General features: G+C 41.7%; 16 protein-coding genes and 1 pseudogene. 10 read left to right on the top strand and 7 right to left on the bottom strand.

Translation table 11 applies throughout. The annotated features are described in order from the left end of the window. Positions 1-205: 205 nt before the first annotated feature. The 4 genes from proC to pipX form a co-directional block, all read right to left on the bottom strand. Positions 206-1,018 carry a pyrroline-5-carboxylate reductase gene (gene proC / locus O9323_RS13365; protein ID WP_002752903.1) on the bottom strand — a complete coding sequence of 271 codons (813 nt, stop codon included), beginning with the start codon at positions 1,016-1,018 and terminating at the stop codon, positions 206-208. A 125-nt stretch (positions 1,019-1,143) separates the two neighbouring features. Then, on the bottom strand, positions 1,144-1,716 hold the full coding sequence (locus O9323_RS13360; RefSeq protein WP_002732272.1) for a cell division protein SepF: 573 nt from the start codon (positions 1,714-1,716) through the stop codon (positions 1,144-1,146). A 319-nt stretch (positions 1,717-2,035) separates the two neighbouring features. After that, entirely contained in the window at positions 2,036-2,695 is a 660-nt protein-coding gene (locus tag O9323_RS13355; RefSeq protein WP_002731914.1) for a YggS family pyridoxal phosphate-dependent enzyme, read from the bottom strand. 3 nt (positions 2,696-2,698) lie between these two features. Next, positions 2,699-2,971: a transcriptional coactivator PipX gene (gene pipX, locus O9323_RS13350; RefSeq protein ID WP_002733869.1), complete on the bottom strand. Its 273-nt coding sequence runs from the start codon at positions 2,969-2,971 to the stop codon at positions 2,699-2,701. 507 nt (positions 2,972-3,478) lie between these two features. Here pipX and O9323_RS13345 point away from each other — a divergent pair. Further along, positions 3,479-5,020 (top strand): NAD(P)H-quinone oxidoreductase subunit N, encoded by a 1,542-nt coding sequence (locus tag O9323_RS13345; RefSeq protein ID WP_149108092.1) that lies wholly within the window; start codon positions 3,479-3,481, stop codon positions 5,018-5,020. A 99-nt stretch (positions 5,021-5,119) separates the two neighbouring features. Here the strand turns inward: O9323_RS13345 and O9323_RS13340 are convergent, their stop codons facing one another. After that, positions 5,120-7,153 (bottom strand): N-6 DNA methylase, encoded by a 2,034-nt coding sequence (locus O9323_RS13340; protein WP_193976975.1) that lies wholly within the window; start codon positions 7,151-7,153, stop codon positions 5,120-5,122. A 327-nt stretch (positions 7,154-7,480) separates the two neighbouring features. Then, positions 7,481-8,572: a redox-regulated ATPase YchF gene (gene ychF / locus O9323_RS13335; RefSeq protein WP_043998458.1), complete on the bottom strand. Its 1,092-nt coding sequence runs from the start codon at positions 8,570-8,572 to the stop codon at positions 7,481-7,483. 380 nt (positions 8,573-8,952) lie between these two features. On the opposite strand from ychF, the gene O9323_RS13330 reads away from it, so the two are divergent. From O9323_RS13330 to O9323_RS13290, 9 genes and pseudogenes are all read left to right on the top strand, one after another. Continuing rightward, entirely contained in the window at positions 8,953-10,986 is a 2,034-nt protein-coding gene (locus O9323_RS13330) for an elongation factor G (protein WP_002778526.1), read from the top strand. A 154-nt stretch (positions 10,987-11,140) separates the two neighbouring features. Continuing rightward, a pseudogene (locus tag O9323_RS13325) lies at positions 11,141-11,356 on the top strand (PhzF family phenazine biosynthesis protein); the annotation flags it as partial. A gap of 271 nt (positions 11,357-11,627) precedes the next feature. Further along, positions 11,628-14,684 (top strand): FkbM family methyltransferase, encoded by a 3,057-nt coding sequence (locus O9323_RS13320; protein ID WP_288125269.1) that lies wholly within the window; start codon positions 11,628-11,630, stop codon positions 14,682-14,684. 32 nt (positions 14,685-14,716) lie between these two features. Then, positions 14,717-16,180: an FkbM family methyltransferase gene (locus tag O9323_RS13315; protein WP_288125268.1), complete on the top strand. Its 1,464-nt coding sequence runs from the start codon at positions 14,717-14,719 to the stop codon at positions 16,178-16,180. A gap of 38 nt (positions 16,181-16,218) precedes the next feature. Next, positions 16,219-17,982, top strand: a complete 1,764-nt coding sequence (locus O9323_RS13310) for an LIC_10190 family membrane protein (RefSeq protein ID WP_288125267.1) — start codon at positions 16,219-16,221, stop codon at positions 17,980-17,982. Positions 17,983-18,260: 278 nt separating this feature from the next. After that, positions 18,261-19,607, top strand: a complete 1,347-nt coding sequence (locus O9323_RS13305; RefSeq protein ID WP_288125266.1) for a hypothetical protein — start codon at positions 18,261-18,263, stop codon at positions 19,605-19,607. A gap of 413 nt (positions 19,608-20,020) precedes the next feature. Then, positions 20,021-21,652, top strand: coding sequence for a hypothetical protein (locus tag O9323_RS13300; protein ID WP_130757133.1), 1,632 nt, complete (start codon positions 20,021-20,023; stop codon positions 21,650-21,652). Between the two features lie 54 nt (positions 21,653-21,706). Beyond that, positions 21,707-22,456, top strand: coding sequence for an FkbM family methyltransferase (locus O9323_RS13295; RefSeq protein ID WP_002752882.1), 750 nt, complete (start codon positions 21,707-21,709; stop codon positions 22,454-22,456). A 311-nt stretch (positions 22,457-22,767) separates the two neighbouring features. Next, positions 22,768-25,506, top strand: coding sequence for a beta strand repeat-containing protein (locus O9323_RS13290; RefSeq protein ID WP_288125265.1), 2,739 nt, complete (start codon positions 22,768-22,770; stop codon positions 25,504-25,506). Positions 25,507-25,850: 344 nt separating this feature from the next. Here O9323_RS13290 and O9323_RS13285 read toward each other — a convergent pair. Then, on the bottom strand, positions 25,851-26,591 hold a 741-nt coding region (locus O9323_RS13285), incomplete at its 5' end, for an Rpn family recombination-promoting nuclease/putative transposase (protein WP_288125264.1).

Genomic DNA, 26,591 nt, shown 5'->3' with positions numbered 1-26,591 from the left:
CGAAGGTTACATGATATCAGCCAGACTTGGAAACTATCTCATCAAATTAGTCCCCCCATAGAACCCCCTTGAGCCATCTTGCACACTTTTCTCTTTTTGTCAAATTTTATGTTAAGAAAGATGTGACTAATGGATAGCCTTGATAAGGGGGGTGTCTGATAATTTTTAACGCCTACCTAATTATGGGTTAAAAAAGATAAAAAGATTACTTTTCGGAACTACGCCCTAAATCTTTAGATCTATGATAGGCCGCCACTACTGCCTCGATAATAGTTGAGCGAAAAGAGCCTTTTTCTAATTGTCTCACCCCAGCAATCGTGGTTCCCCCAGGGCTAGTGACGCGATCCTTTAATTCCCCCGGATGTATGGCCGATTCTTTTAATAGGGTTGCCGTCCCTAAAACTGTTTCTATGGCCAATTGAGAGGCGATCGCTCGCGGTAATCCGGCCGCCACACCACCATCGCTTAAAGCTTCCACCATTAGGGCCACAAATGCCGGGCCCGATCCCGATAATCCCGTTACCGCGTCCATCAAAGCTTCGGGAACTTCCACCACCGAACCGACCGCAGCAAAAATATCTCTAGCTACGGCCAGATGTTCTGGTTCCGCATGACGACCAGATGCGATCGCTGTAACCCCTTGTCCCACCGTGGCCGGGGTATTGGGCATCGTCCGGATGACGGGGCGATCGGGAAAGCCCATTTCTAAGCGATTGAGGGTAACTCCCGCTAAAATCGAGATAATTAGGGGTTTTTCGGGTATTCCTAGCAAACTATTCACTACTTGCTCTAAAATTTGCGGTTTTACCGCTAAGATTAACACCTCAGTTGCCCTAGCAGCTTCCCGGTTATCCTCACTGACTTGCACTCCATAGGTATTAACCCAAAAGTTGCGCCGTTGGGACTGGGGTTCACTGACTAACACCGTTTCCGGATTATAAACATTTTTTTTTAATAAACGGCTGAGAATGGCCTCGGCCATCACTCCACCGCCAATAATTCCTAAACGAATAGACACAGTATTTTTTAAAGTAAAAAGTAAAAAAGAGAGATTTAGCTATCCTACCAAGAAAAAACGCATCCTCTCGATAAATCGATCGATTTCTAGCTTCGACAAACCTGACGAGAGGACTATGGAAGGATTCATTGAGCTAATCGACTGCTTTCGGCTGCCCAAGCAGGTGCGGAGGAAACGGGACGAGCCATTTTCGGGTTATCAGCGATATCGTGAATAGTTCCAGAAAGAGTGCTAACTTTAACGCAGCTGGGGGTAAACAGGAAAATACTCTCACCGATGCGTTCTTGATGACCATCAATTGCATAAGTGCCACCGGCGACAAAATCCACGGCTCTTTGTGCTTCTTCCGGGTCCATGACGTTGAGGTTTAAAACCACCGATTTGCGTTCTCTCAGGGTTTGGATAACTTGGGGCATTTCCTCGAAGGAATGGGGCTCGATCACGACCACTTCTGCATTATTGTTGTTAATACCTGGCATACCGATCACGTTGCTTCTGTTGAGTCCCATAGATGTGGCTGTATTGAGATTTAAAGGTTCGCGTTGACGACGATTAAGGGGTTCTTCTTCTTCGTTTTGATCCCTATCTTGGGGGGAAGACTTTTCCCAGTTCATTTCTTCGTAGTCGGTTTCATCTTCATCTTCCGGTTGTTCGGAGATACCGACAAAATCTTTGAGCTTGGTAAAAATGTTGTTCACAGTCTAATGTCCTTCAAAAGATTTTTTTTGGTGGTCTTGTCTAGAGTCGGGGTTATTTGGTGGCCTTTAACAATCTTTGCTCTCGCTTGGTACAGGGGAACTATTTTGTTAAGGGTTCGTCATTTTAGTCGTCTGGAAGCAGCAGTTAGTTCCCTCTTTTCAGTTATTAGTTATCAGGGGATAGTTTTCAGGGATTGGGAAAAAGTCAATTCCTCATTTCTAACCACCAGTTTCTAGACTAGACGCTGTAATTTTAAGATATATTATCACCAATGATTAAAATTTCTGGGGTTTTTTTCTGTGAATTTACGCAGATGGTTCAGTAAATGCGCTCGCCAAAAATGCCAGTTCCCACCCGGATCAAAGTGGCTCCGGCCTTGACGGCCAGAGGATAATCGTTAGACATCCCCATGGATAGATGAGGCAGGCATAAACTAGAGCTATTCTCGATGATTTGGGCTAAATCGCTGGTTTTTTCAAAGGCGGCTAACTTTTCCCCAGCCGATAATCCCTGGGGCAGAATTGTCATCAAACCCTGAATTTTTAGCTGTTGACAGTTGACTAAAGCGGGAAGATCTGCTATGAGTTCGGCCTTGTCCCAACCGAACTTATCGGGATCGGGGACAACTTTCACCTGTAGCAAAACTTGGGGATTAATCTCTAATTCTGAGGCCAGGCGATCGAGTCTTTGGGCTAATTTTAAACTATCGAGGGAATGGATTAAATCAAAAGATTCTAGGACTTTGCGCGCTTTATTTGCCTGTAGATGCCCAATAAAGTGCCAAGAAATATCTGGGAGGTCTTTTAGTTCTTGCTGCTTCGAGATTGCTTCCTGTAGCTTACTTTCGGCAAAATCTCTCACCCCTGCTCGGTAAGCTTGACGGATATAATCGCTTGATACCTGTTTACTGACGGCAATCAGACGCGTGCAGGGGGGTAGGGTAAGACGGATGGACTCGATACGACTAGCGATCGTCATGAACTAGACTGAAAAGGTTTGTTGATAAGTTTGGTTGAGACTGTTAAATTCTTGCACATTACTGCCCCGGCGCAAATTCCGCAGCCGGTTTTCCACTAAAAGACGAGCATCGGAACGACTAATCGGATCGAACGAGACTTTTTTGGGTCCCACCGTCACCAGAAAAAAAAGACGTTGGGCATAAAGAGTGGTGAATAATTCCCGATGTTCTTCTAATAGACACACTCTGTATAATAGACCGAAAGTAGGATGATTGAGATAGGTTTCGTTACTCATTCAAGCGATCGCTAAAGGAAAAGGATTGAGCGAACTAGAAAGTTTTTCCACAATAAAATCAAGCGGATGGCTCAAAAACAATTGATTTTTCGGGTGTTTCCCTAGCTTGATTTTACCAGAATCCTTCAATTACAACTAACGATGCCAGTCTATGTCATGATTTCCTGAGTTTTCACTTTTTCCCTGTTAACTTGGATACATTTCGGTGACAAGTTGTCACCATCAGAAATTAGCTCTGCTGCAAAAATCAAAGATTTTCCCTTTGCAGAGGAGACTCTGAGACAGGAGGATAAAAAAGACAAGAGACAACTATAATGCCCATAAAAGCTAAGATTATCTCAAATTTATCTGGTTTTTTAGAAATTTTAACCCGATAGCGGCGATCAGTGAACTGAAAACTGACACCGGATCAGTGATCACTGATAACTAATCACTGAATCGCTGATCAAATGCCCTAAGCTTGTATTAAGCCTTTTTTAACTTCAAATTCCTTTAACCTCAATCAATATGGATTTTTCTAGTCTTGTTGCCAGTCAGCTAAACGCCGGCGTTATCTGGCCCGAAGGAATCCTGATTATTACCCTGATGGTGATTTTAATCGGCGATTTAATTGTGGGACGGAGTGCCAGAAGTTGGCTGCCCTACGTTGCGATCGCTGGTCTGCTCGCTGCTGTGGCTGCTCTCTACTTTACTTGGGACAATCCGAAACCGGTGGCTTTTTTAGGGGCTTTTGAGGGGGATAATCTCAGTATCGTCTTTAGGGGGATTATTGCTCTTTCTACCGCCTCCACAGTGCTGATGTCTATCCGTTATGTGGAACAAGCGGGAACCTCCCTAGCGGAATTTTTAGCCATTATGCTCACCGCAACCCTCGGGGGAATGTTCCTATCTGGCGCTAGTGAATTGGTGATGATCTTCATCTCCCTAGAAATGCTCAGTATTTCCTCCTATCTAATGACCGGTTACATGAAGCGGGATCCTCGATCGAACGAGGCCGCTTTAAAATACCTGTTAATTGGAGCTTCTAGCTCGGCGATTTTCCTCTATGGTGTTTCCCTTCTCTACGGTTTATCCGGAGGTGAAACCAGTTTAAGTGCCATTGCCCAAAAATTAACCGCTGTTAACGGTGGTCAGTCCCTGGCCTTAGCGATCGCATTAGTGTTTGTAATTGCCGGTATCGCCTTCAAAATTTCGGCGGTTCCCTTTCACCAGTGGACTCCTGATGTGTACGAAGGTTCACCCACTCCCGTGGTGGCTTTCCTCTCGGTAGGTTCCAAAGCGGCCGGTTTTGCCCTAGCAATTCGCCTATTAGTGACGGTTTTCGGTCTAGTCAGCGAACAATGGCGGTTTATCTTTATCGCTCTAGCAATTTTGAGTATGATCCTCGGCAACGTGGTCGCCTTGGCCCAAACTAGCATGAAACGGATGTTAGCCTATTCCTCGATCGGTCAGGCGGGTTTTGTCATGATTGGTTTAACCGCCGGTACTGACGCGGGTTACTCTAGCATGATTTTCTATCTGTTAATTTACCTGTTCATGAACCTAGGGGCTTTTGCCTGCGTGATTCTCTTTGCTCTGAGAACCGGAACCGATCAGATCGCTGAGTATTCGGGACTCTACCAGAAAGATCCGCTCCTAACCCTCTGTTTAAGCATTTGTCTGCTGTCTTTGGGGGGAATTCCGCCTCTAGCGGGCTTCTTTGGTAAGATTTATCTATTCTGGGCCGGTTGGCAAGCGGGACTTTATGCTCTCGTCCTCGTTGGTTTAGTCACCAGTGTGGCCTCGATTTACTACTATATCCGTGTGGTCAAAATGATGGTGGTCAAGGAACCCCAAGAGATGTCCGATGCGGTGAAAAATTACCCCGTTATCAATTGGACCCTTACCGGGATGCGTCCCCTACAGGTGGGTATTGTCCTCTCCCTAGTGGCCACTTCCCTGGCCGGTATCCTTTCCAATCCTCTCTTTACCCTAGCGACGGATTCCGTCACCACTACCCCCATCCTACAATCGGCGGCCCTGGTGACGCACATTTCCCGGGCGAATTGAGAATCTCTGTTGATTTATCCTAGCTATTCTAGTCCTGTCTTAAGGTTGGGATAAATCAACCACCTTAAGACCTTTTCTAAGCTTAACCTGCTTTTTGCCTTACTCAAATTGGCCAAGTAAAAGACTCATTTGGTTAACAACATTCTCACTTGCTTTTAACGCTTCTTTTCTAATTGCTTGAATTTCAGCCATACTTTTTGCTATTCTCTGCTGTTCAGATTGGGGTGGAATAGGCACTAAAACTTTAGACAAATCATCTACTAAAATAGTAGGAATAGCATGACCTGTCATGTACCTTTTAATCTGACGCAAAAAAAAGTCTGTTCGCATATATACTAATAAAAACAAAGGCTCGACTCCCTGAATATTTCTTAATACTGAAAATCCATTTGAGCAAATTGCTCCGTCTTCATCTTCCGTGATTAGGGCTGTTGCTTGGCGTGGTGTTCCTGTACTTGCTCCTGAAATTGCTGTAATAATATCGCCTTTGTACAATCTATAAGTTGCGCGAGATGGGGCCTCGTGTGCCTTAATTATTTGTTGGGAAACAACTTGCATTGTACGATAATCAACATCGGAAATAGCGATATATCTAATTTCACTGTCCCTAGCTAAACGAAAATCAGCCGCATCTCTCAAAATATCGGCAATTTCACCTAAAGGTTTCGCCCCAATAGATTTTAGATGTTCTAATAATTTTTGGTCATTGGGTAAATAATGTTCGGCATCCAGTCTCGAATTGAGCAGGGTATTCTTAACTGTATAAATACAATCGCTGTTTTGTGCAAATTCCCCATTGATAAATGACCTAAAAGATTGAGAAATATCATCTATATCATCGTCAACTATTGGCAAACCTGATTTTGTTCGGGCTATAACTCCCGACTCGTTGCGCTTATATATTGTTTGTCCTTTAACGTCATAGCCTATTTTTTTGATTTGTGCCATAAAACAAGAATCATTGTTTGCTGGTAATTTTTGAACTACTAAAAGTGATGTTTTGATTCCAGTGCCGTAGGGTACAAAGGCTTCCGGCGGGATGGAAACAACACCTAATATTTTTGTTTGGGAGCGCAACCAATGCCGAATCGGTCCATTAGAGATATTTTGTAATAGACCATCGGGCAGAATAATCGCCATGCGTCCACCTGCCCGCAATAATTTTATAGATTTCTCAATAAATAAAATATCGGGCGACTGACCCGCTAAAACGGTTGGGGAAACTTCCCAACCATTGGACGCTGATTTATGCCATTTTCGGGCAAGAATATATGATTGAAGAATTTTCTGGTCTTCTACTTTGCCTTTATTTCCGAAAGGAGGATTGGTCAAGATAACATCAAAAGAATTATTTAATTTTTCATCTTCGATAAGCGCATTAGTACAGATAATTTCTGAACCTGTGCCACCTTCAAAAACTAAACGAATCATTCCCGAAAGGGCGACATCGGGATTAAATTCAATTCCTGTAATACTTTCTTGCACAAAACTTGCTATATCGAACTCTGGATTATTTTGTCGAACATGGTTTATTGCTTGAATTAAAAAACCACCACTTCCGCAAGCAGGATCTATAATTTTTTCGTTTGGTTTGGGGTCTATCATTTCAACCGCAAGGCGGACAATTGGGTGAGGGGTAAAAAATTCTCCCCTATCTCCACGCTGGTGTCTATTTACAAAAGTCTGAAAGGCTTCCCCTTTTATATCGCCAGATGTTTTAGTTAAATTAATGTACTGTAACCTGCCTACAATATAAGCAAGAGTCAAAGGTTTTAACTTGAATGTGTCATCGGTGAAAAATCCCCGATAATGATTCTTGATGGAGGTAAATAATTGACTGAGACGCGACATAAATTCATCGGACTTATTGGCGACGATGGCTTTATATTCACTTGCTGTAACGCCAAAATTTACAGATTGCTTGGCAGATTTTTCATCATGAAGTTTGATGATGATTAGTTTAACCATCTCGTGAAAAATCTTGTCTTTGAGCATTCCTTCGTTGGCGTAAATATAATTATGGCACTCTTCAAAAACTGCTGAAAGATTGTTAGAAGGTCGTAATTCCTGAATTTGCGGGAGTTTTTCAGGTAACAGGCTATCTTCGGAAAATAACAATCCTTGCTCTTTCATTTTTCGAGTTTGATTTGACCGTTTTCCGTTGCGGGTTGTTGAATAGATAGACTATTTTTAGCCTTGACTGCATTCCTAGCAAACCAGTCTTTTAGTGGACAGAGATAATCGCCATCTTGATTAAACAAGAACTTGCCCCTATACCTAATTATAGAATCTAAATTAGAGTATGTCAAGAGATAAAAAATTAAGTTTAATGTTAACCAAAGTGAGTGAAAAAAGCTGAGAGATTGTTGATGACAGAAATTCGGAGCATCTTTCAATTTGATAACGCCAATTATTCAGCCTTTTGATCAGGTGGGTGACACTCACCTGACTTATTTTTAGCTAAACATTAAAACGGAATAGTAAAACATCACCCTCTTGAACAATGTATTCCTTGCCTTCACTTCTGACTAAACCTTTTTCTTTGGCCGCGCTCATCGTGCCACTATTAACTAAATCCTGATAAGACACAGTTTCCGCACGAATAAAACCCCGTTCAAAATCCGAGTGAATAACTCCGGCTGCTTGGGGTGCTTTCATACCAGAAATAATCGTCCATGCGCGGGTTTCTTGGGGACCAGTGGTGAGATAGGTACGCAGTCCTAATAACTCGTAGGTAGCTTTAATTAAAGATTTTAATCCCCCTTCTTCTACTCCTAAAGAACCGAGAAAATCTTTTCTTTCTTCCTCCGACAATTCCACTAATTCCGATTCTACTTGAGCAGAAACGATCACAACTTTTGCCTGTTCCTGTTGGGCAATTTGACGGACACTTTCTACCCAATCATTACCCGTGGCCAGATCATCTTCGCTCACATTAGCGGCATAAATAATCGGTTTACGACTCAATAAACCGAGATTTTTAATTAATTCTTCTTCCTCTTTGCTTAAATCCACTTTTCGCGCCGAAATACCGTCATTAAGACAAATTAGGATTTTTTCAAGGATAGCCAATTCTTCGGCGGCTTCCTTGCTATTTTTCGCCTGTTTGCGTAAACGTTCCACCCGCTTCTCCACCTGTCCCAAATCCGCTAGAGCTAACTCTAGATTAATCACCTCGATATCCCGGGACGGATCCACAGAACCGGAAACATGAATAATATCATCATTATCAAAACAGCGCACCACATGAACGATCGCGTCCACTTCCCGGATATTAGCCAAAAATTGATTACCCAATCCTTCCCCCCGACTCGCACCCTTGACTAATCCGGCGATATCGACAAATTCAATCCGCGTCGGCACGATTTTCTCAGAATTAGAGATTTTAGCCAAAACCTCCAGACGTTCATCGGGGACGGATACCACACCCACATTCGGTTCAATGGTACAAAAAGGGAAATTAGCGGCCTCGGCCTTGGCATTAGCCACCAGAGCGTTAAATAGGGTCGATTTTCCCACATTTGGCAGTCCCACGATTCCAGCTTTCAACATAAAAATTGCTTGATAAACATCATCCCGACCTCTCACTATATCAGGCTGCATCTCGTTTTTGTGAATCCGGTTGATGAGAAAGACTCTCGATAGTTAACAGCTTAGTTAACATTTATTCAAGTTCCTTAACTAAAAGTAGGCAAGATTTTACAAGAGATTGCGAGAATGGGATGTAATGCTTGAGACTGAGTTAGGGTGAAGAGTAGGAAAGAATACACCTGTAGCACTGGGCAAAATTATGGCAAGACAGGCCTTTCACTTCTAAATACGTCCTGAGAGTAATTTTCAGTGCTATGACAGTATATTTCCCAAGGGCGATCGAGTGTAAATATCGCCCAATCGCCGCAACTAATCACTAAATCATTCTTGGGGGTATCTGTATGAATCAAAGTATCGGAGCAAACACCCGTAATGTGGCCCTTGTCGGCCCCTACTCCAGTGGAAAAACCTCCTTACTGGAAAGTTTACTTTTCGTCACAGGAGCGATCACCAGAAAAGGTAAAATCAGCGATCGCAATACCGTTGGTGATAGTTCCACGCAAGCGCGGGATCGACAGATGAGTGTAGAAGTTTCCGTTGCCCATAGTCAATACCAAGACCTAAATTTTACCTTTCTCGATTGCCCCGGTTCGATCGAATTTGCCAGTGAAACCTATAATACCCTCGTCGGGGCCGGTGCTGCTATTATCGTTTGTGAACCGGTGGTCGATCGAGTTCTCACCCTGGCTCCCTTGCTAAAATTCCTCGATGATTGGGAAATTCCGCATCTAATCTTCATCAACAAGATGGATCGCTGTAATAGTCACTTTAACGAAGTCCTACAAGCTCTCAAATCCGTTTCTAGTCGTCCCCTCGTTCCCCAGCAATATCCTATCCGTCAGAACAACGAAATTATCGGATTCATCGATTTAATCAACGAACAGGCTTATCATTACCATGCTAACAGTCCCGCCGACCCTGTAGCTTTACCCGACCACCTCAAGGAAGAAGAACAGATTGCTCGACAAGAAATGCTAGAAACGATCGCCGAATTTGATGATCATCTTTTAGAAGAACTCCTCGAAGATATTAACCCCTCCCGGGAAGAAATTCTCCAAGACTTAAAACAAGAACTGGGAGCCGATCAGATAGTACCCGTGTTCTTCGGTATGGCGGAACGGGACTATGGTGTGCGTCATCTCCTTACCGCTTTAGTGGAAGAAGCGCCGGCCCCGACAATTACTGCCAATCGTCGCGGTCTCGATCCCAGTGCGGATGGAGATGCAGTGGTACAAATCCTCAAAACCTATTTTACTCCCCAGGGCGGTCGCCTGTCCCTAGCGCGAATCTGGCAGGGAACCCTTAACGATGGCATGGCCTTGAACGGTGTGCGGATTGGTGGTATCTATCGTCTCATGGGACAACAACAACAACCCCTACAGCAGGCCCAAGCGGGGGAAATTATCGCTCTCGGTCGTTTGGAAGGAATCGGCACCGGAGACGTGGTTAGCAGCGGCAGTCAAAAACCCGATCTTCCCAGAGGATTACAGCTTAAACCCGTCTTTGCTCTCGCTATTGCCGCCGCAAATCGCAAGGATGAAGTTAAATTAAGTTCAGCTTTGACGAAACTGATCGAAGAAGATCCTTCCCTCTACTGGGAACAACACGGTGATACTAAAGAAGTGATTCTTTGGGGACAGGGAGAAATTCATCTGCAAGTGGCCCTCGATCGCCTAGCACGCAAGTATAATCTACCGATGACCACCCATTTACCCCAAGTTCCCTACAAGGAAACGATTAAAACCAGTACCAAATCCCACGGACGTTATAAACACCAAACCGGCGGCCACGGTGCTTTTGGTGATGTGTATCTCGATATTAAACCCTTGGCCCGGGGGGAAGGTTTCCACTTCCATGAAAGCATTGTCGGTGGTGTTGTCCCCAAACAGTATATCCCCGGGGTGGAAACGGGAGTGCGGGAATATCTCGGTCATGGTCCTTTGGGTTTCCCCGTGGTGGATATCGATGTTACTCTCACCGATGGTTCCTATCACAGTGTCGATAGTTCCGAACAAGCTTTTAAACAAGCGGCCCGTCTAGCGATGACGGAAGGACTGCCTAAATGTCATCCAGTCTTATTAGAACCAATTCTATCGGTGACGGTTCTCGCTCCCTCAGAATACACCGCCAAGGTTTTACAGTTAATCAGTGGCAAACGCGGTCAAATTCAGGGTTTTGAAGCTTCTGCGGAGTGGAAAGGTTGGGATCAGGTGACGGCCTATCTCCCCCAAGCGGAAATGCACGATTTCATCGTTGAATTGCGTTCTTTGACTATGGGGGTTGGTTTCTTCCAGTGGGATGAGGATCACCTGCAAGAAGTGCCAGATAAACTACGCGATGCGGTTTTAGCTATGCAGGGTAATGGTAACAAGTAAAGTCTTCTTGGCTGTCAGTAAGGTAGAGCGATAAATTACCAAGAGATGGGCTTTTATTGGCTCATCTCTCCCTTTTCTGGCAAAAAATGACAGAAGGGTTCCATAAGATTATCCTAGTGCTATACTGCCCCAAATTAGTCTCGGAATTCTCAAACTAGGGGGATTAGAATCTTCTAGGGAAGGAATGAATCAATGGAAGATAATCTCAGGAGTGGAAATGGGCAGACCCAGCAACATACAATTAAAGTTTCAGAAAAACAACCGGTCAATCACGGAAGTTTCTCTGGGTGGTGCATCAGTTCTGGTCTGCCAAGGTAAGATGATAATTCCCGATGGGGAAACAAAAAGTGATATCAAAAGGTCATTGTGAGAGCAGTTGCCGAAGTCAGTAAAAAGGAGATGAACAATCTTAAAACATTAAGACCTGCAAGGATCAATCTCGGTTTTGTGGGATGGATGAGAATGAACTTGACAGGGTATATCGAAAAATATAAAATTTCTTGAGGGATAACCAAGAAAAAATACGGCAGTTATCTTAATGACGAGGCCGTAGGCGAAACGAGTTTATACCTTGTTTTTCAGAGAAACCCTGTCAAAATCAATGAAATGTCTATAGCTAAAGCCTATTAAAATTAATCATTATGCTCACCTCTTATCAGGAACTACAAAAAAAACTTAGTTTGTCGTTACAAGACTTAAATAGTTTTGCCGACAAATTCCAAGAAAGTTATGATATTATAGTATCTTCAAACGAAATCAATGAGAATCACGGTGTCGGGGTTCTTTTAAAGAGAATTTTCCCTGATACCAGTGGGATAGTTTCCCTACGAACCACCAATCTCTACGGAGGAGATCAAGATTTTGGTGTCCAGAATTTCTGTCTAGATGTGCGCGGTTGTTCCTACGGGGAAATTTTATTAAAAATCCAAAATTTATTTGTTTATTTAAAACCGAAAAGAGTCTTAGTAATTCCCTACTTTATCGAGGATTTTTATATAGCCATAGCGATTAAATCTCTCTTTCAAGTCCCCATTTGTACCTACCTGATGGATGATCAAAATATCTATGTCAGGGCTGTGGCCGATGGGATTGTTAAGCAATTAATCGATAGCAGCGATTTAATTTTAGGCATTTCTAAGCCCCTTTGTCAAGTCTATAGTAAAAAATACGAAAGAAAAATTTGGTTTGTACCGCCCCTAGTAGAAAGTTATTTAATTCCCCCAGAAATTACAGTCCCCGATTCTATGGCAAGAGGGATTTTAATCGGTAATATCTGGTCTCAGACTTGGTTAGAAAATCTCAGGCAATTATGTCGAGAATCCCAGATCAAATTAGATTGGTATGGCAATCCTAACCGTCAATGGTTGCAATTCCAAGAAGTAGAGTTAGAACAAGATGGTATCTTCTTTAAAGGTTACTGCAGCCAAGATGCTCTCATCTACTACTTACGTCAAGCCCCTTTTGCAATCGTTCCCACCGCCAGTTCTGAAAACGAGCAAGAGCGTCCCGAATTCGCCTGTTTGAGTTTACCTTCCCGCATTCCCTTTATTACCGCCGTTGCTAATACTCCGCTCATTATTGTTGGTCGTGAAGATAGTGCCGCCGCTCAGTTCGTCAAAGAATTCGACCTAGGAACTGTCTGTGATTATAAAGCTCAAAGCCTATTAACAGAAATAGAGAAACTGCGAAGAGAAAGCAATCAACTGCGGCTCCGTTATTCCAGTCAAAAATTAGCCAAAAGCTTAAAAGCCGATCATTTTGATGATTGGCTCTGGAGATCGTTAGAACAGGGAAAACCCATCGATAATCGCTTTGAACAATTCGAGAAAAATAGCCTTAAGTGCGGTGTGATCGTTACCGCTAGTGAAGTCAATCAAAGTCACGGGACAGGAGCCTTGGTCAGAAGAATCTTTCCCGATGATAGCGAGATTATTTCCATCCGTTCCGATAATCACTATGGTGGTGAACAACAATTCGGGGTCTTGAGCTTCCATCTTGACCACAAGAAAATGTCGCGACCAGCGATATTTCAATCAATTCTACAAACTCTCGGACACCATCAAGTCCAAAAAGTTTTTTGTGTCCCTTATTACGCCAGCGATCTGCTGACATCGATCGCTATTAAGGAATTATTTAACGTTCCCCTTGCCACCTACATCATGGACGATCAGAATATCTGCGTTCAGGAGATTCCCGATGATTTGATGAAAGAGTTTTTAAGCAAATGTTCCGTTCGTTTTGCCACCCATCCCGAACTCCGCGACGCTTACGAGAATAAGTACGGCTACAAATTTTGGCTCCTACCGGCGATCGTTCCCCACCGTCTCATTAATAGTGAAGTTGCCGAAGTTTCTCCCCAACGCTGTCAAGAAAAATGGGGAGCTTTATTAGGGAGCATTTGGAGTCCCCAATGGTTCCAATCTCTTTTAGAGAGTATTCAAGGAGCAGGAATTAAACTAGATTGGTATGGCAATTCTAACTATTATTGGCTCAAAGAATCTGCCGCAGAATTAGAAAAATGGGGACTTTATAGCCGAGGACTTTATCCCGAAGAAAAACTAGGACAACAACTACAAGCATATCCCTTTGTTATTGTTCCAACGGGGACCATGGACGAAAGAGATGATCGGACAGAATTATCTCGCCTTAGTTTACCCGGCCGGATTATTTTTAACCTCGCCACCGCTAACACCCCAGTAATTCTTTTAGGCAGTAATAAAACCTCGGCGGCTAACTTTATTAATCGTTTTCAAATTGGTGTGGTTTGTGATTATACACCTGAAAGTTTGGCAGCAGCCGTGGACTACGTTCTTAAACCAGAAAATCAGCAAAGAATGCGAGAAAATGCCGTTAAAGTAGCGGACAAATTCTCCGATCAAGGGATCGATCAATGGGTGTGGCAGTCCCTAGAAAAAGAACAAGCAGTCGATGACAGATTTGAAGCGATTTTACCTCGATCGCCGATCAATTTAGTTCACTTTATTGAACCCCCCGTTCCCTCAATTATTTATAAAGATTATGCTCAAGTCTATCAAGTCATGCGACGTTTACGAGGGCAAAAATATCGGCCTGATTTTGTGGTTGATGTGGGAGCTTCCCACGGTATTTGGTCTCACACCGCTAGTCAATTATTCCCAGAAGCTCGCTTTATCCTCATCGATCCGCTAATCTCAAAATACGAGCAATCGGACAGAAATTACTATATCTGTAATATTCCTAAAGGGGAATTACTAGAAATTGCCATCTCTAATCAAGCTGGTCAGTTAAGTTTTCAAGTTTCCCCCGATTTGTACGGTAGTTCCTTGCTCACTCCCGCTGATTTTAGAAACTATGAAACGATTACAGTGGCAGTAAAAACCCTCGATCAGGTGGCGACAGATGAGCAAATTTCTGGCAGAGGAATATTAAAATTAGACGTGCAATGTGCCGAGCATATCGTCTTAGAAGGAGCGAAAGAATTTATCGCTCAGGTGGATTTAGTCGTTGCTGAACTCTCCTTTATCCGCTATGATCAGGACGCTCTCGTTTTCAATGAAATGCTTAATCTTTTAGAGCAACTTGGTTTCCGTTATTATGACGAAACTGGCGAATGGAGATCCCCCGTTGATGGCACACTTCTCCAAAAAGAAGTTGTTTTTATTCGTCAAGATTTGTTAGTTCCCGAAACTAGCCGCAAAATTGAAAATTCTCCCAGTTAAGCTCAAGACAATTTACCCAATCACTAGCCAAAATGATCAAGCAATTATTAGCCAAAAATAAAATAGTTCAGCGAGTTAAAGCAGTCAAAAATTTATTTCTAGAAAAACTTGATTCACTCAGTCATGTCCAACTTGAACAAATCCAAAAACTGGAGAAACTTAATCAGCTTGATCCCTTAGATTTTAAGGTTGAGCAACTCAATAACTCCACGGAGCAAATCCGACAAGAGAATGCCGAAACCAAGCGAAAGGCTGATTTATTACTGGAAAATCAAGCTTTTTTACTGAAGTTTTCCATTGATCTCGTCCAAGGCATTCAACAATTTAACCAAGATTCCCAGCAACAACAGCAAGCTATTTATCAGGCGATCGAGAAAATTTATCAAGATTCCCAGCAACAACAGCAAGCTATTTATCAGGTGATCGAGAAAATTTATCAAGATTCCCAGCAACAACAGCAAGCTATTTATCAGGCGATCGAGAAAAGTTATCAAGATTCTCAGCAACAACAGCAAGCTATTTATCAGGCGATCGAGAAAATTTATCAAGATTCTCAACAACAACAGCAAGCTATTTATCAAACTTTTCAAGCATTTCAAGAGGAAACTCGAGAACGGTTTCAACTTAATCAACAACTGCTAAGTAAAGTTTATGAGTATATTCATAATTATAAATTTAAGGTTGTTACTAATCAATCAAATTTTCAAGGTATTGAAGTTGAATTGATGTGTTATTTATACTCCTATCTTCCCTATCCTTCTGCCTTAGATATTGGAGCCAATCAGGGGGATGTAACAGAACGACTATTGCAAACAGGCTATGAAGTTTATGCCTTTGAACCGTTTTTACCCGTTGTCGAAAAATTAAAAAATCGTCTATCTAATTTCTCTAATCTTCACGTTTTTCCTTTAGCATTAGGAGCGATAAATGAGGAGAGAGAGCTGCACCTAGTCGGGGATCAAAATCTGGTTAATGATCCCAATAGTCAACCCCTTTATCCTGACGCTGACTATACTCTACTGAGCAGTATTAACATCCATTCGTTACCAGAAGGAATGGTCTTTACAGAAACAGTCCCTATTACGGTGACAACTCTGGAAACCTTACATCAGCAACAGCAGGTTCCCTCGGAAGTTGGTTTGGTAAAAATTGATACCGAAGGTTTTGACTTACAAGTAATTCAAGGGATGGGAGATTGTCGTTACCCTGTGGTAGTTGCTGAGTTTTGGGATGAAAAGTTTCCTTTTGGTGAGTTTGGGGTGGACAACCGCTTACCGAGTCTTGTCGAAGCAATGAAATTACGCGGCTATCACTGGTTTATTGTAATTTATCGAGTATTTCCTAATAATGAGGTGAGTTTTTATTGTAATCACTTAATATCCGTTGATAGTTCATGGGGAAATATTTTCTTTTTTCGGGATCATTCTATTTTTAGTGAAGCACTTAAATGGTGTTCTTGTGTCATGCCCGCAACTTATTTCTCTAATGCTTATTAAAAGAGTAATATTTAAAATACAAGGAGAGGTCTAGCCTGATGATTGTAACGTTATTAGCATGGGTTTATTTCTTCTGTATGTTCTATATTTATGGTTTTAATATTGTCAAACTTATTACCTGTTCTAAAGATGATGAAGCAGCCAAAGAGATTTCTCCCTTCCTCTTAGTTTTTATTGGATTGAGTGTAGTTACTATAATTAGCTATTATCTTTCCTTTCTTATCCCCATTAATGCTTCAGCCAACGCTATTCTTCTGGGAGGCATGATTATTCTTTTATTTTTTTCATTTAAGGAAATTCATCAAAAATTAAAGAACTATATTCTTGTTTTTAAAGTAGATTTACCCAATATACTTTTAATTTTGGTTGCCGTGATGATTTTGTTGTTAGTTTTAATTAAAACATCTACCGATGTTATTCATTATGACACGGGACTTTATCATTCTCAATCTATTCAATGGTATCGGCGATATGCTATCGTACCTGGCTTGGGCAACATTCATTTCCGATTAGCTTACAATTCTTTCATTTTTCCCTTATTCAGTTTAAGTGATTTTTCTTTTATTACTCATCATAGTTTAAGACCAATTAATGGCTTTATTATTGCCAACACATTCCTTCTGTCTTTATCAAGTTTGAAATCTCTATTATTGAAAAAAATAGAATTGAGTAATGTTTTTGGATTATCTATATTACTTTTTTTGATTAATGATAACTTGTTTACATTAGATATCTCCTCTCTATCATCAGATTTGTCTGGTAGCATTTTTATATTAATTAGTGTTTTCTTGAGTCTAAAATCGATTGAAAGTAAAAATAAAATAAAAGATGAATCCCAATTATATGAATTATTGATAATTTTATTTTCAAGCATTGCAGTAACTATTAAATTAAGCAACTTACCAGTTTTCATTTTAGCTCTATTAATTATTGGTCGATCATTAATTACAAAACAATATTCTTTACTTTGGCGCGGAACAATTATTGTTACACTGATTTTTGTTCCATACTTAACCCGTAACTATTTTGTGTCTGGATATTTACTTTATCCGTTTTATAGTATAGACCTGTTTAATCCAGATTGGAAAATGCCACGAGATGTTTTAATCATGGATAAACAGGATATTGAGAACTGGGCCAAAGTTAGTGGTCATCAAGGAAAAAAAATTGTTGAATCAGGTTTTATATCTTGGTTTCCAGTTTGGGTTAAAGAAAATTCAAAATATTTTTCCTTAAGGTTTCTATTTTTCTCAAGTATTCTCCTGATATTTTTTTTAATTTTTGAATCAGTTTTTTATCGACAGTCAAAACTCATTCGATTTTTTGATAGATTGTGCATTCCTTTGATAACGTTGCTGGCAGGACTATCTTTTTGGTTTCTTAATGCTCCTTTAGTTAGGTATGGTTACGGTTTTATTCTATCCCTCTCTTGCCTATTCATCTCATTAGTATTCTTTATTTGCTTGCTTTTTCTGAGAAACAATTATGTTATCATCTATAAACCTTTTCTTTATCTTTTAGTTTTTTTATTTACTACAAGTCTTTACCTAAACAACAAACAGAGCCTTTTTTCTATTCCAAGTTATTGGTTAATTCCAGCAGGCTATCCTACCGTTAGTGTCACTTCTATCCAGATTGATCATGAAACAATTTATCGTCCTACCCAAGGTGATCAATGTTGGGATTCTCAGTTTCCCTGTGCGCCTCAGTCCTATTCAGACTGGTTACACCCTTCCCTAGAACTGAGAGGCGACTCTCTCCAAGAAGGTTTTAAAATAAAAAAAGGTCTGAGGATTTACTAGGAAAAAAAAATAATTTCTCCCATTATTAGATGTCAATGCTCAAATATATGAAAAAAACACTCACAACGCTACAATCTCTGATCCAATCCCCCAGTTTTTTTGTGTATTTAACATTATTAAGTTTGCTATGGATTGCCCATTTTCTTTTTTTTCAATCCTTTGGACTCTATGAAGACGACTGGGCCTTTACAGGTATTGCCATCAATCAGACTTGGAGTCGAAACTTAGAAACGATTAATAGTGCTTTGATAACTTTTTGGCAGGGTCGTCCCTTACACATGGTATTCCTAACTATCTTACCTTTTTTTGGAGCAAAACTAGGAGGCATATCAACCCTATATCTGATAGGTTTTTTCCTTCTCACTTGTAACGCCTGTTTATTTTATAGATTACTGAGAAATATTACCAAAATATCCTACTCTGCTCTCATCCCAACATTGCTTTTTTGTCTTTATCCTGCCGATACAACCTTTAATTATTTACAACATCTTCTGGGATTACAGCCTGCCTTACTATTTATCCTCATTGCTTTTAATCTTTTTGTCAACTCAGCAAAAATTAATAGTCAGTCTAGGCTCTTCAGTTACTTTTTTGCAACTCTTGCGTTATTAACTTATGAAAGTCCCTTTTTACTCTTTTTTACCGCTCCATTTCTAAAGAAAAACACCCAGAATAGGAAGCAAATTTTTATTCATAGTCTAATTTTAACTACTATTTTATTTTTATACTTAGGTTTAAGAAAAATAGCCGGTGAATCCAGAATATCCCAGTTAGCTCCCTGGGAAGTCTTACAAAAATTTCTTTACCAAATTATTGCTGGCCCGATCGTGGTTAGTGGAACTTTTTTACTTCGACCTTGGCAAATTTTAAGCAGCCTAAATGTTACCTACTTGATCTTTTTAGTGATAGCAACAGCCTGTTTCTATGGAATTATAACCTCCCTTTACGAAGAGCAATTTAAAGTCAGCTATCATGATTTTTCGAGTCACTTTCAGATTACCGAACTCATCAGACTGCTAAAACTAGGTTTGGTTATGATATTTTTGGCCTATCCCTCTGCTATTTTACTCGATGTAAACCTGATTGATGGTCGCTATTCTAGGGTACATTTTTCAGCAGTCATTGGCACTAGCATTTTAATGGGTTCCTTATGGAATTTATTATTTCTAATCACCGATTCTAAAACCTTATTAAGAGCGACTGTAAAGGTATTACTATCCATTTATCTGGCTTTATTACTGATTTTTTCAATTAATGTTCAACATTTTTATGTTCTAAGTTGGCAATATCAACAAAACTTTTGGAGAGATGTTTTAAGACTCTCACCTGATTTAACCAATAATACTGTTATTTTAGTGCAGTCTCCCAATTTACAATGGGGAAAACAAATTCATCCCTTTGATTGGAGTGTTCCTTCTGTTTTAAGTTCTATTTATGAATTTCCTAAAGATTGGCAATTTCCTCCCAGGGCTTATATTTTACATTCTGATCCTCGAAATATTGAAGCATGGAAGGGAATGATCCAGTCTAATGACAAGATGCTTATATCTAACAAAAATCATGGAGTCAGGTATCATTATGATTGGGAACCAGAGCGACTTATTCGACCGCAGGATGTTAAGTAGTCATGCAAAATAAATTTCCTAGTGAAGACAGGCAAGAGGCAATAGGCAAGAGGCAAAAGCTTGATCGAAATGTGTAATTAATTTTGCTTAGGTACTTATCTTATTAGTTGAAGAAAACAAACAATTAATTCGTCAACCTAAGTTAACTTTATCCGATGGTAGAACTATCTTTTTCAAGAAAAATGACAGTCGTTTTTCGTTTCCACCTTTTCCAGAAACTTCTCTCTTTTCTCGTTTAATTCCTTCTACTACAATAACGAATGATCAAAAAAATTCTCCTGCGATTTACCTAGAACCGCAAAAGTGAATAAGCTTTATCAATCTTATTTCTTTAGAGACTGTTCTAATTTAACTTGATATACGAGCAGCTTCTCAGCCTTAAAGAGTGCTAAAAAAATTGAGACGTTTCCACCATGAACAAAAAAAATAATCCAAATAATCTGATTAACTATGTAGTCCTCGCTATGATTTTTACTGCTTTTGTGGCCATCGCCTACCAAACAGGATTGTTAACATCAGGATTTCGTTTTTTTATTGATGATCACCAAATTTTTCTCATGGATAGAGATCTGAGAAATCAAGGATGGTTTAGCACTGTTTATCAATGGATTCTCTATGATCGCCAAGATGTTTTTAGGTTTCGACCCTATTACCAATTTCATATTGTCACCCTAACCCAATTTTTTGGACTTAATGCAGTTTTCTGGTTTATCTACATAACGGTGATAGGAAGTCTCACTTGTTTTTTCCTCTTTCTTTTCGGAAGGGTCTTGAATTTCTCTATACCCATTTCCCTCCTATTTGCCATCTCAATTTTATTGGGTAATCAGTCAGAGATATGGATTCGCCCCTTAATACCGGATAGTCTAGGAATGTTTTTTCTGTCCATGATATTAATACTCTTAGGTAAGAGCTGCCGGGATTCTTCTCCTCGAAGAATTGATCAGATAATTTTTATTATCTTGGTCATTTTCATGTCTTTATCTAAAGAATCTTATATTTTATTTATCCCGACAATTATTGCTTTAAAAATTTATCTTACTGCCTATTTTCAGCAGAAATCTTTTCAGAAGATAATTCAACAATATCAAAAAACTTTAACATTGTTAATGGCTATTTTTATTCTAGAGATGGTTTATGTTCTCTTTTTCTTAGGAACTAACGCAACGGGCTATGCGGGAGTTGATGAAAAAAGTTTTCAAATCTTATCTCTAGCGACTACTGCTTGGCAATTATTGAATGCGGGATTAATTGGTATTACTCTTTTAGCCATTGTCTCTTATTGGATTACTAATTATTGCTTTAAAAAACAAAGTTTTAATGTTTTTCTCGATCAGTTAAAACCCTATGGAGTTTTTTTACTGATTGCGCTTATTCCTCAAACTTTTCTCTATGCCAAATCTGGTATTGTGGCGGCATTTTATCTTTTTCCTTTTATTGTCATTGCTTGCTTACTTCTCGCCAAGACTTTATCTTTAATTGAAACAAGCTATCGCCCCTTAGCAATTGTGATCATTACTTTCCTGAGTATTCTACTATTGAGCCGTTTACCTTTAGTATGGGCAATGTATGGGACTTTTGCCAAAGACAGTCGGCTAATGAACCAGCTACTCACACAAACTGAAATTTGTGTCAACAAAGAACAACCTATTCTCATTGTTGCTAATCCCAAAGTTCGTTTTGAAGCAGTGGATAGTTTACAGCGAGTTCTAAGAACTCAGGGGCATCAGCGTTTGATCTTGGCAACCTATGGTTTAAAGGATGCTGATTTTTATTCAAATAAACTCGCAGATACGGAAGTTTATTGGAGCTTTTTAGATACCAATCTTTTACTCAAGGGTTATAATCATCAAACTCTACAAAATTTTTCTGACAAAATGTCTATTCAGTCCATCATTATTTTTGATGGCTTAGAGGAAGATTTTAAGAAAACTCAAAAGTCATGGTTTTCGCCCGACAATTATCAATCTCAATCATTTGACATCAGTTTTGCCCACTCAACTCTATACTGTAAAAAGCACATGGGCAGTGATCGTGCCAAATAGGTTAGCTCCTGCCATCTTGTTAACCCTGTCACCATTGCTCAAATTAACCCACCCATGAGTGAACTCGCTCCCCATAACCCATCTCTGAGGGCTGACTATCAAAAGCATCAGGACAATCTGGATGATTCCGTTCTTCAGTTAGACCGTCAAGCCTTTCAACGGTTAGCTAACTTAGGCTACCATCCCAGCATTGTCTTTGACATTGGTGCCTCTGACGGTGTTTGGTCTTTCTATATGAAACAAGTCTTGCCCCAGGCTAACTTTCACCTCTTTGAGCCACTGATTGATCACAGTCCTGACTATCGCCAGTTTATGGAGGAAACCTTAAGAATTTATCCGTCCTTCTCCTTGCACAAGTACGCCCTAGGCGATCGCAATTGTCATCTGGCCATGACTGTCTTCGACAATATTTTAGCCAGCAGTTGTCTGAGCGTGACTCCCCCCGATCAAGAGACACGGCTCGTCGAGGTTCCCATGCTAAGGTTGGATGAAGCAATGCAACAATTGAATCTACCCCAACCTCAGGTCATTAAAATTGATACCCAAGGTAATGAGTTAAGTATTTTGAAGGGAGCCACCCAGACCCTAGCCAAAGTGGAAGTTCTTTTGCTAGAATGTTGGCTGTATCGCGGCTATGGGCCAGAAACCCCCCTATTAACGGAAATTGCTAACTGGCTACTTCCCTTCAATTTCCGGCTATGGGATGTTACTGAGCCTTATCGAAACCCAGAGGGTATTTTGGCTTCCCTAGATTGTGTCTTTGTCAACACGAATGCCAGTTTTCCCAAAAACTGGTACTATTAAAGCCTTCTACTCCCTTGTTTCTCCTGGAACTAATCAGGTTCTAGAGAAGTCTTGGCCCACCTAGATGCAAAATCAATGACCAGCTAAGCGATGAACTTTTTTTGAATCTTGATTACTGCCAAGTCTAGTAAAACTAAATGAACCGATATCTTGACAAAAGCAATGGTTTTTAGTTACTCTTAGACTCGATAAACCTGATAACATATCTCTACTCTGATCACCGCCATGATGTGGTTACATAACCTCTACTATCTGTCATCATGATGTAGCTATCCCTCTCTAAGTAAAACTTTTGGAGTTCAAACAAAACTATGGCTCTTCTTCCTAGCAGTGCTTTAACCTTCCTCAATATTGCCTATTTTAAGGCTCCAGTCTCCCCCGTTGACTTTAATCAAGCTACCTATAGTTGGGTAGAGGCTGTACAGGGATGGGCGGCAGCCGCTTCTGATCCTGCGACCTTTAACAGCCTCACCAATGCCAATCCCCCAACCTACGGCTATCTCATTTCTCCTAGTACAGGAAATGCTGAACAGTACGTTTTAGAGGTCTATCAGAATCTTTTTGGTTCCGGCCCTTCCGCAGAGCATCTGGCTTATTGGACAAACTGGCTGACACAGTTCGGCAATAATACCTATATTGGCAGAGACGGGACCAACTATGGCATTGCCAACTATCAGGCTTTAGTTCTCGCAGTTTACGAATATGCCACCGCAGACGAGATTGCTGCCCTGACTAACCGTCAAACGGTTTCGCAGTATTTCAGCACCTCGCTGCAGAATAATCCTGCGGGAAGCGTGCCTTCGTTTAATACTGCTATTTATAATGCTGGGTGGGCAAGCATCAGCACGGTTACTGATGATCCCGATACCGTAACGACTGCTGAAGCCAGTATCGATGAGTTTGTAGCAACGACGGGTAGTGTGGGCAACAGTTTTGTGTTAACGCCCGATGTGGACATTTTGTCAGGAAACCAGTTCTTGGCCCCTCCCGTAGCCGGTCAGGCAGGGGGTGTTCTGAATACCTTTACTTCGGGTGATCAGTTAACAGGAACGGGAACTAATCCCACCTTGACCATTCTTTGGCAGAAGGATACGGCGAACATCAACACTGTTCAGCCTACCCTGTTAAAGGATATCAGTACCTTGAATGCGACTCTAGTGGACAACGAGCTGACGGTTCTTTCCACCTTCGTTACGGGTCTGAAGACGGTCAATATCAATGACACCAGTGGTGATGGTGATTTGACAATGACTAACCTCCAGTCGGCCCTGGAGACGATTTCTATCAATCGTAGTTTGAGTGGCTCTGATGCTACCTTCACTATTGCCGATGCGGCTTTAGCAGGCACTGAAGATGCTCTAGCAATTAAGCTAAATCAAGTTGTCCCCGGAGCTGCCCCTAATTTCAATACTGTGCTCGCAGTAAGCAACCTTTCTAAGACGGGCGGCTACGAGAAAGTTTCCGTGAACAGCGCCGGTTTCGACAATACCATCGAAATGGGAGGAGTCCTAGGGCTGAAGTCCTTAACCATTACCGGTGATAAAGCTTTAACTCTTGACGGTGCCACTTCCCTAGATAAGACGGTAACGCTAGTAGATGCGAACACGTTTGACGCGGATTTGACCGTGACAAATGTCACTCCCACTGGCGACTTAGAGTTTAAAGGCGGCTTAAAAGTTGATACTTTTACCCTCAATGCGGCGACGGGTAATCACACCCTATCGGGAGGGGCTGGCGAAGACAATTTGACTGTTGGCGGTGATAATACGGTGAAGGTATCTGGAGGCGATGATAATGATCGCATTACTTTCATTGACGGCTTCACTAAAACCGATATTATTGCTGGTGATGCTGGGGTTAATACCTTAGCGTTTGGAACTTCAGCGGACGCGGAGGCGATCACTGCTGAAGATGCGAACATCACAGGTATCCAAACCTTAGCCTTAACCGCGCCTGGTACTGCCGCTGCAACCCTTCGGGCGGACTTCTTTGGCAATGATGTCAACACCGTTACTCTGGAAGATGGTACTGCTGGCGCATACACTATTCGTTATAACACCGGAGAAAATACCCTTAACATTTGGAACAAAACTGGGCTATTATCGTTGGCAACTAACGGTACGGCAACCACCGACAAGGTTACGGTGAACTTAGTTGGCGATCCTGGAGACGCAGGGGCTACAAACGATATCAAGATTGGTGGTATTAAGCTCAACCCTGTGGATGGTACCACAAAACTCTTTACGGAAAGCTTAGTGATTGACTCTAGCGATGCGGCCACGGTTCATACTATTACTGGGGCTGGGGGCATTACCTTCAACGAGGAACCTGGCGTAAACGAGACAGTCACCGTGACGGGGAATTCAGGTCTGACCGTTCAAGGTGCCATCGTAGCAGATACAGTGGACGCTTCGGCCCTAACCGGTACTACTGGTTTAACAATGCAGGCTAAGATTGGGAATGCCGCCAATGGCGCGACGGTTCTTGGTTCTCTCACGGGCGTGAATAAGTTACAGGGATCGATCTTCAATGATCAGATTAAGGCAGGCGGAGCCGGCGACACCTTAACAGGAAATGCCGGAGCGGATACCCTAACGGGCGGTGCAGGCGTTGACACCTTTGTGCAAACTAAGGATTCGACTCTTGCGGCGGCGGCGGGTAGTGGTTTTGCAACTAAAACCCTAACCGATGGCAACATTGCTCAGTTGACCCAGCCACTTCCTCCTGATCCCACTAATCCTCTCTCTGGACCTGATATTATCCAGTCATTCGAGGCCACGGATCTGTTCAAAACAGGAGTTGTGGCCAACTATACCTTGTTAGCAGAGGGTGATGCTATTGCTGCCAATAAAAACTTTGGTATTCGAGGGACTTATACTGCCGCTGGCACTGGTGCTGGTACTTTTCAGGTCAATATTGCGGCAGGTAACGATCTGCTTGTGTTTACGGCAACTGGTAATACATTGAAAGTTGCTGAAAACTTAGGAACCAACTTAACTGTCCTTCAGGGAGGTGGCGCATTAGCCCTAACGACAGCCAACTTCGTCTAGATTTTATCCGCAGAGATTGGTTTTGTCTGTGTCTAATTTAGTCCGATTTGTATCGTGCCAGGGTAGAACCTTGGCACGATAAAAGGGAGGGTCTCCCTCCCTTCTCTGCTCCCCTGATCTAGTCATAGTAGGGTTAATTCATCAATAAACTCTCATAGTAGGGTTAATTCATGAATTAACCCTACCTTTGATAAGGGGGGTGTCGATCCCCCCTTCCCCCCTTGATAAGGGGGGTGTCGATCCCCCCTTCCCCCCTTGATAAGGGGGGTGTTGATCCCCCCTTCCCCCCTTGATAAGGGGGGTGTCGATCCCCCCTTCCCCCCTTGATAAGGGGGGTGATAGCTTCAATTTCCTCGCGACTTTTCTGGGGGAAATCGCTTTAAGAGTTCCTGCTTGGAATACTGTAGGAGTAAAGGAGTAAATTCTTCCGGGGACAATTGTAAAATCCGGCTGATAATAGCTTGAATTTCTGGGTCTAACTCACCAAAACGGACTCGGAGCAGGTTTTCCACCACCAGACGTTCTCCCCGTTCCAGACCCCGTTCTAGACCCCGTTCTAAACCCCGTTCTAGACCCCGTTCTAGACCCCGTTCTTCTCCTTCGGCCAGTGCCTCTTGATAGACTCTCGTTTGTTTTAAATCACTTAGTCCAAACATAGTTTCAATTTCCTCGCGACTTTTCTGGGGGAATTTGTAAATGATGATACTTTCGATTAGGTCAATTAACTGCCGTTGACTGGACTGGTCGGTGATTTCTTCTCTGGTCCGCTCGATTAGGGTTTGAGCAGTCCTCACCGCTGCCGTTTCCGACTCTACTACTAATTTAATCACACCAATTCCTAAGGAGGGATTGTCCCCGTAGGGCAATTCATCGAGATAAATGCGTCTAACGCTTGCTAAATTGAGGATTTCGCCAAAATGTAGCGATTGTTCCCGTTCCACCCGACGATGGGGATAAATGACGACAATTTGCCAGGGGTGAGGTGGTTGATATTGTTTTAGAAATAGGAACAATTCCGCAAAAAGTCGATAGTAGAGGGTGTCGTCCGGTTGGAACTGCACTTCCACTAGGTAGAGGGGTTGCTG

Origin of the sequence: Microcystis sp. LE19-131.1A, assembly GCF_027532015.1 — a bacterium.
Classification (GTDB): Bacteria; Cyanobacteriota; Cyanobacteriia; order Cyanobacteriales; family Microcystaceae; genus Microcystis; species Microcystis ichthyoblabe_A.
Note: the sequence above shows the minus strand (reverse complement) of the source record. Positions and strands in the feature narration are given on the sequence as shown.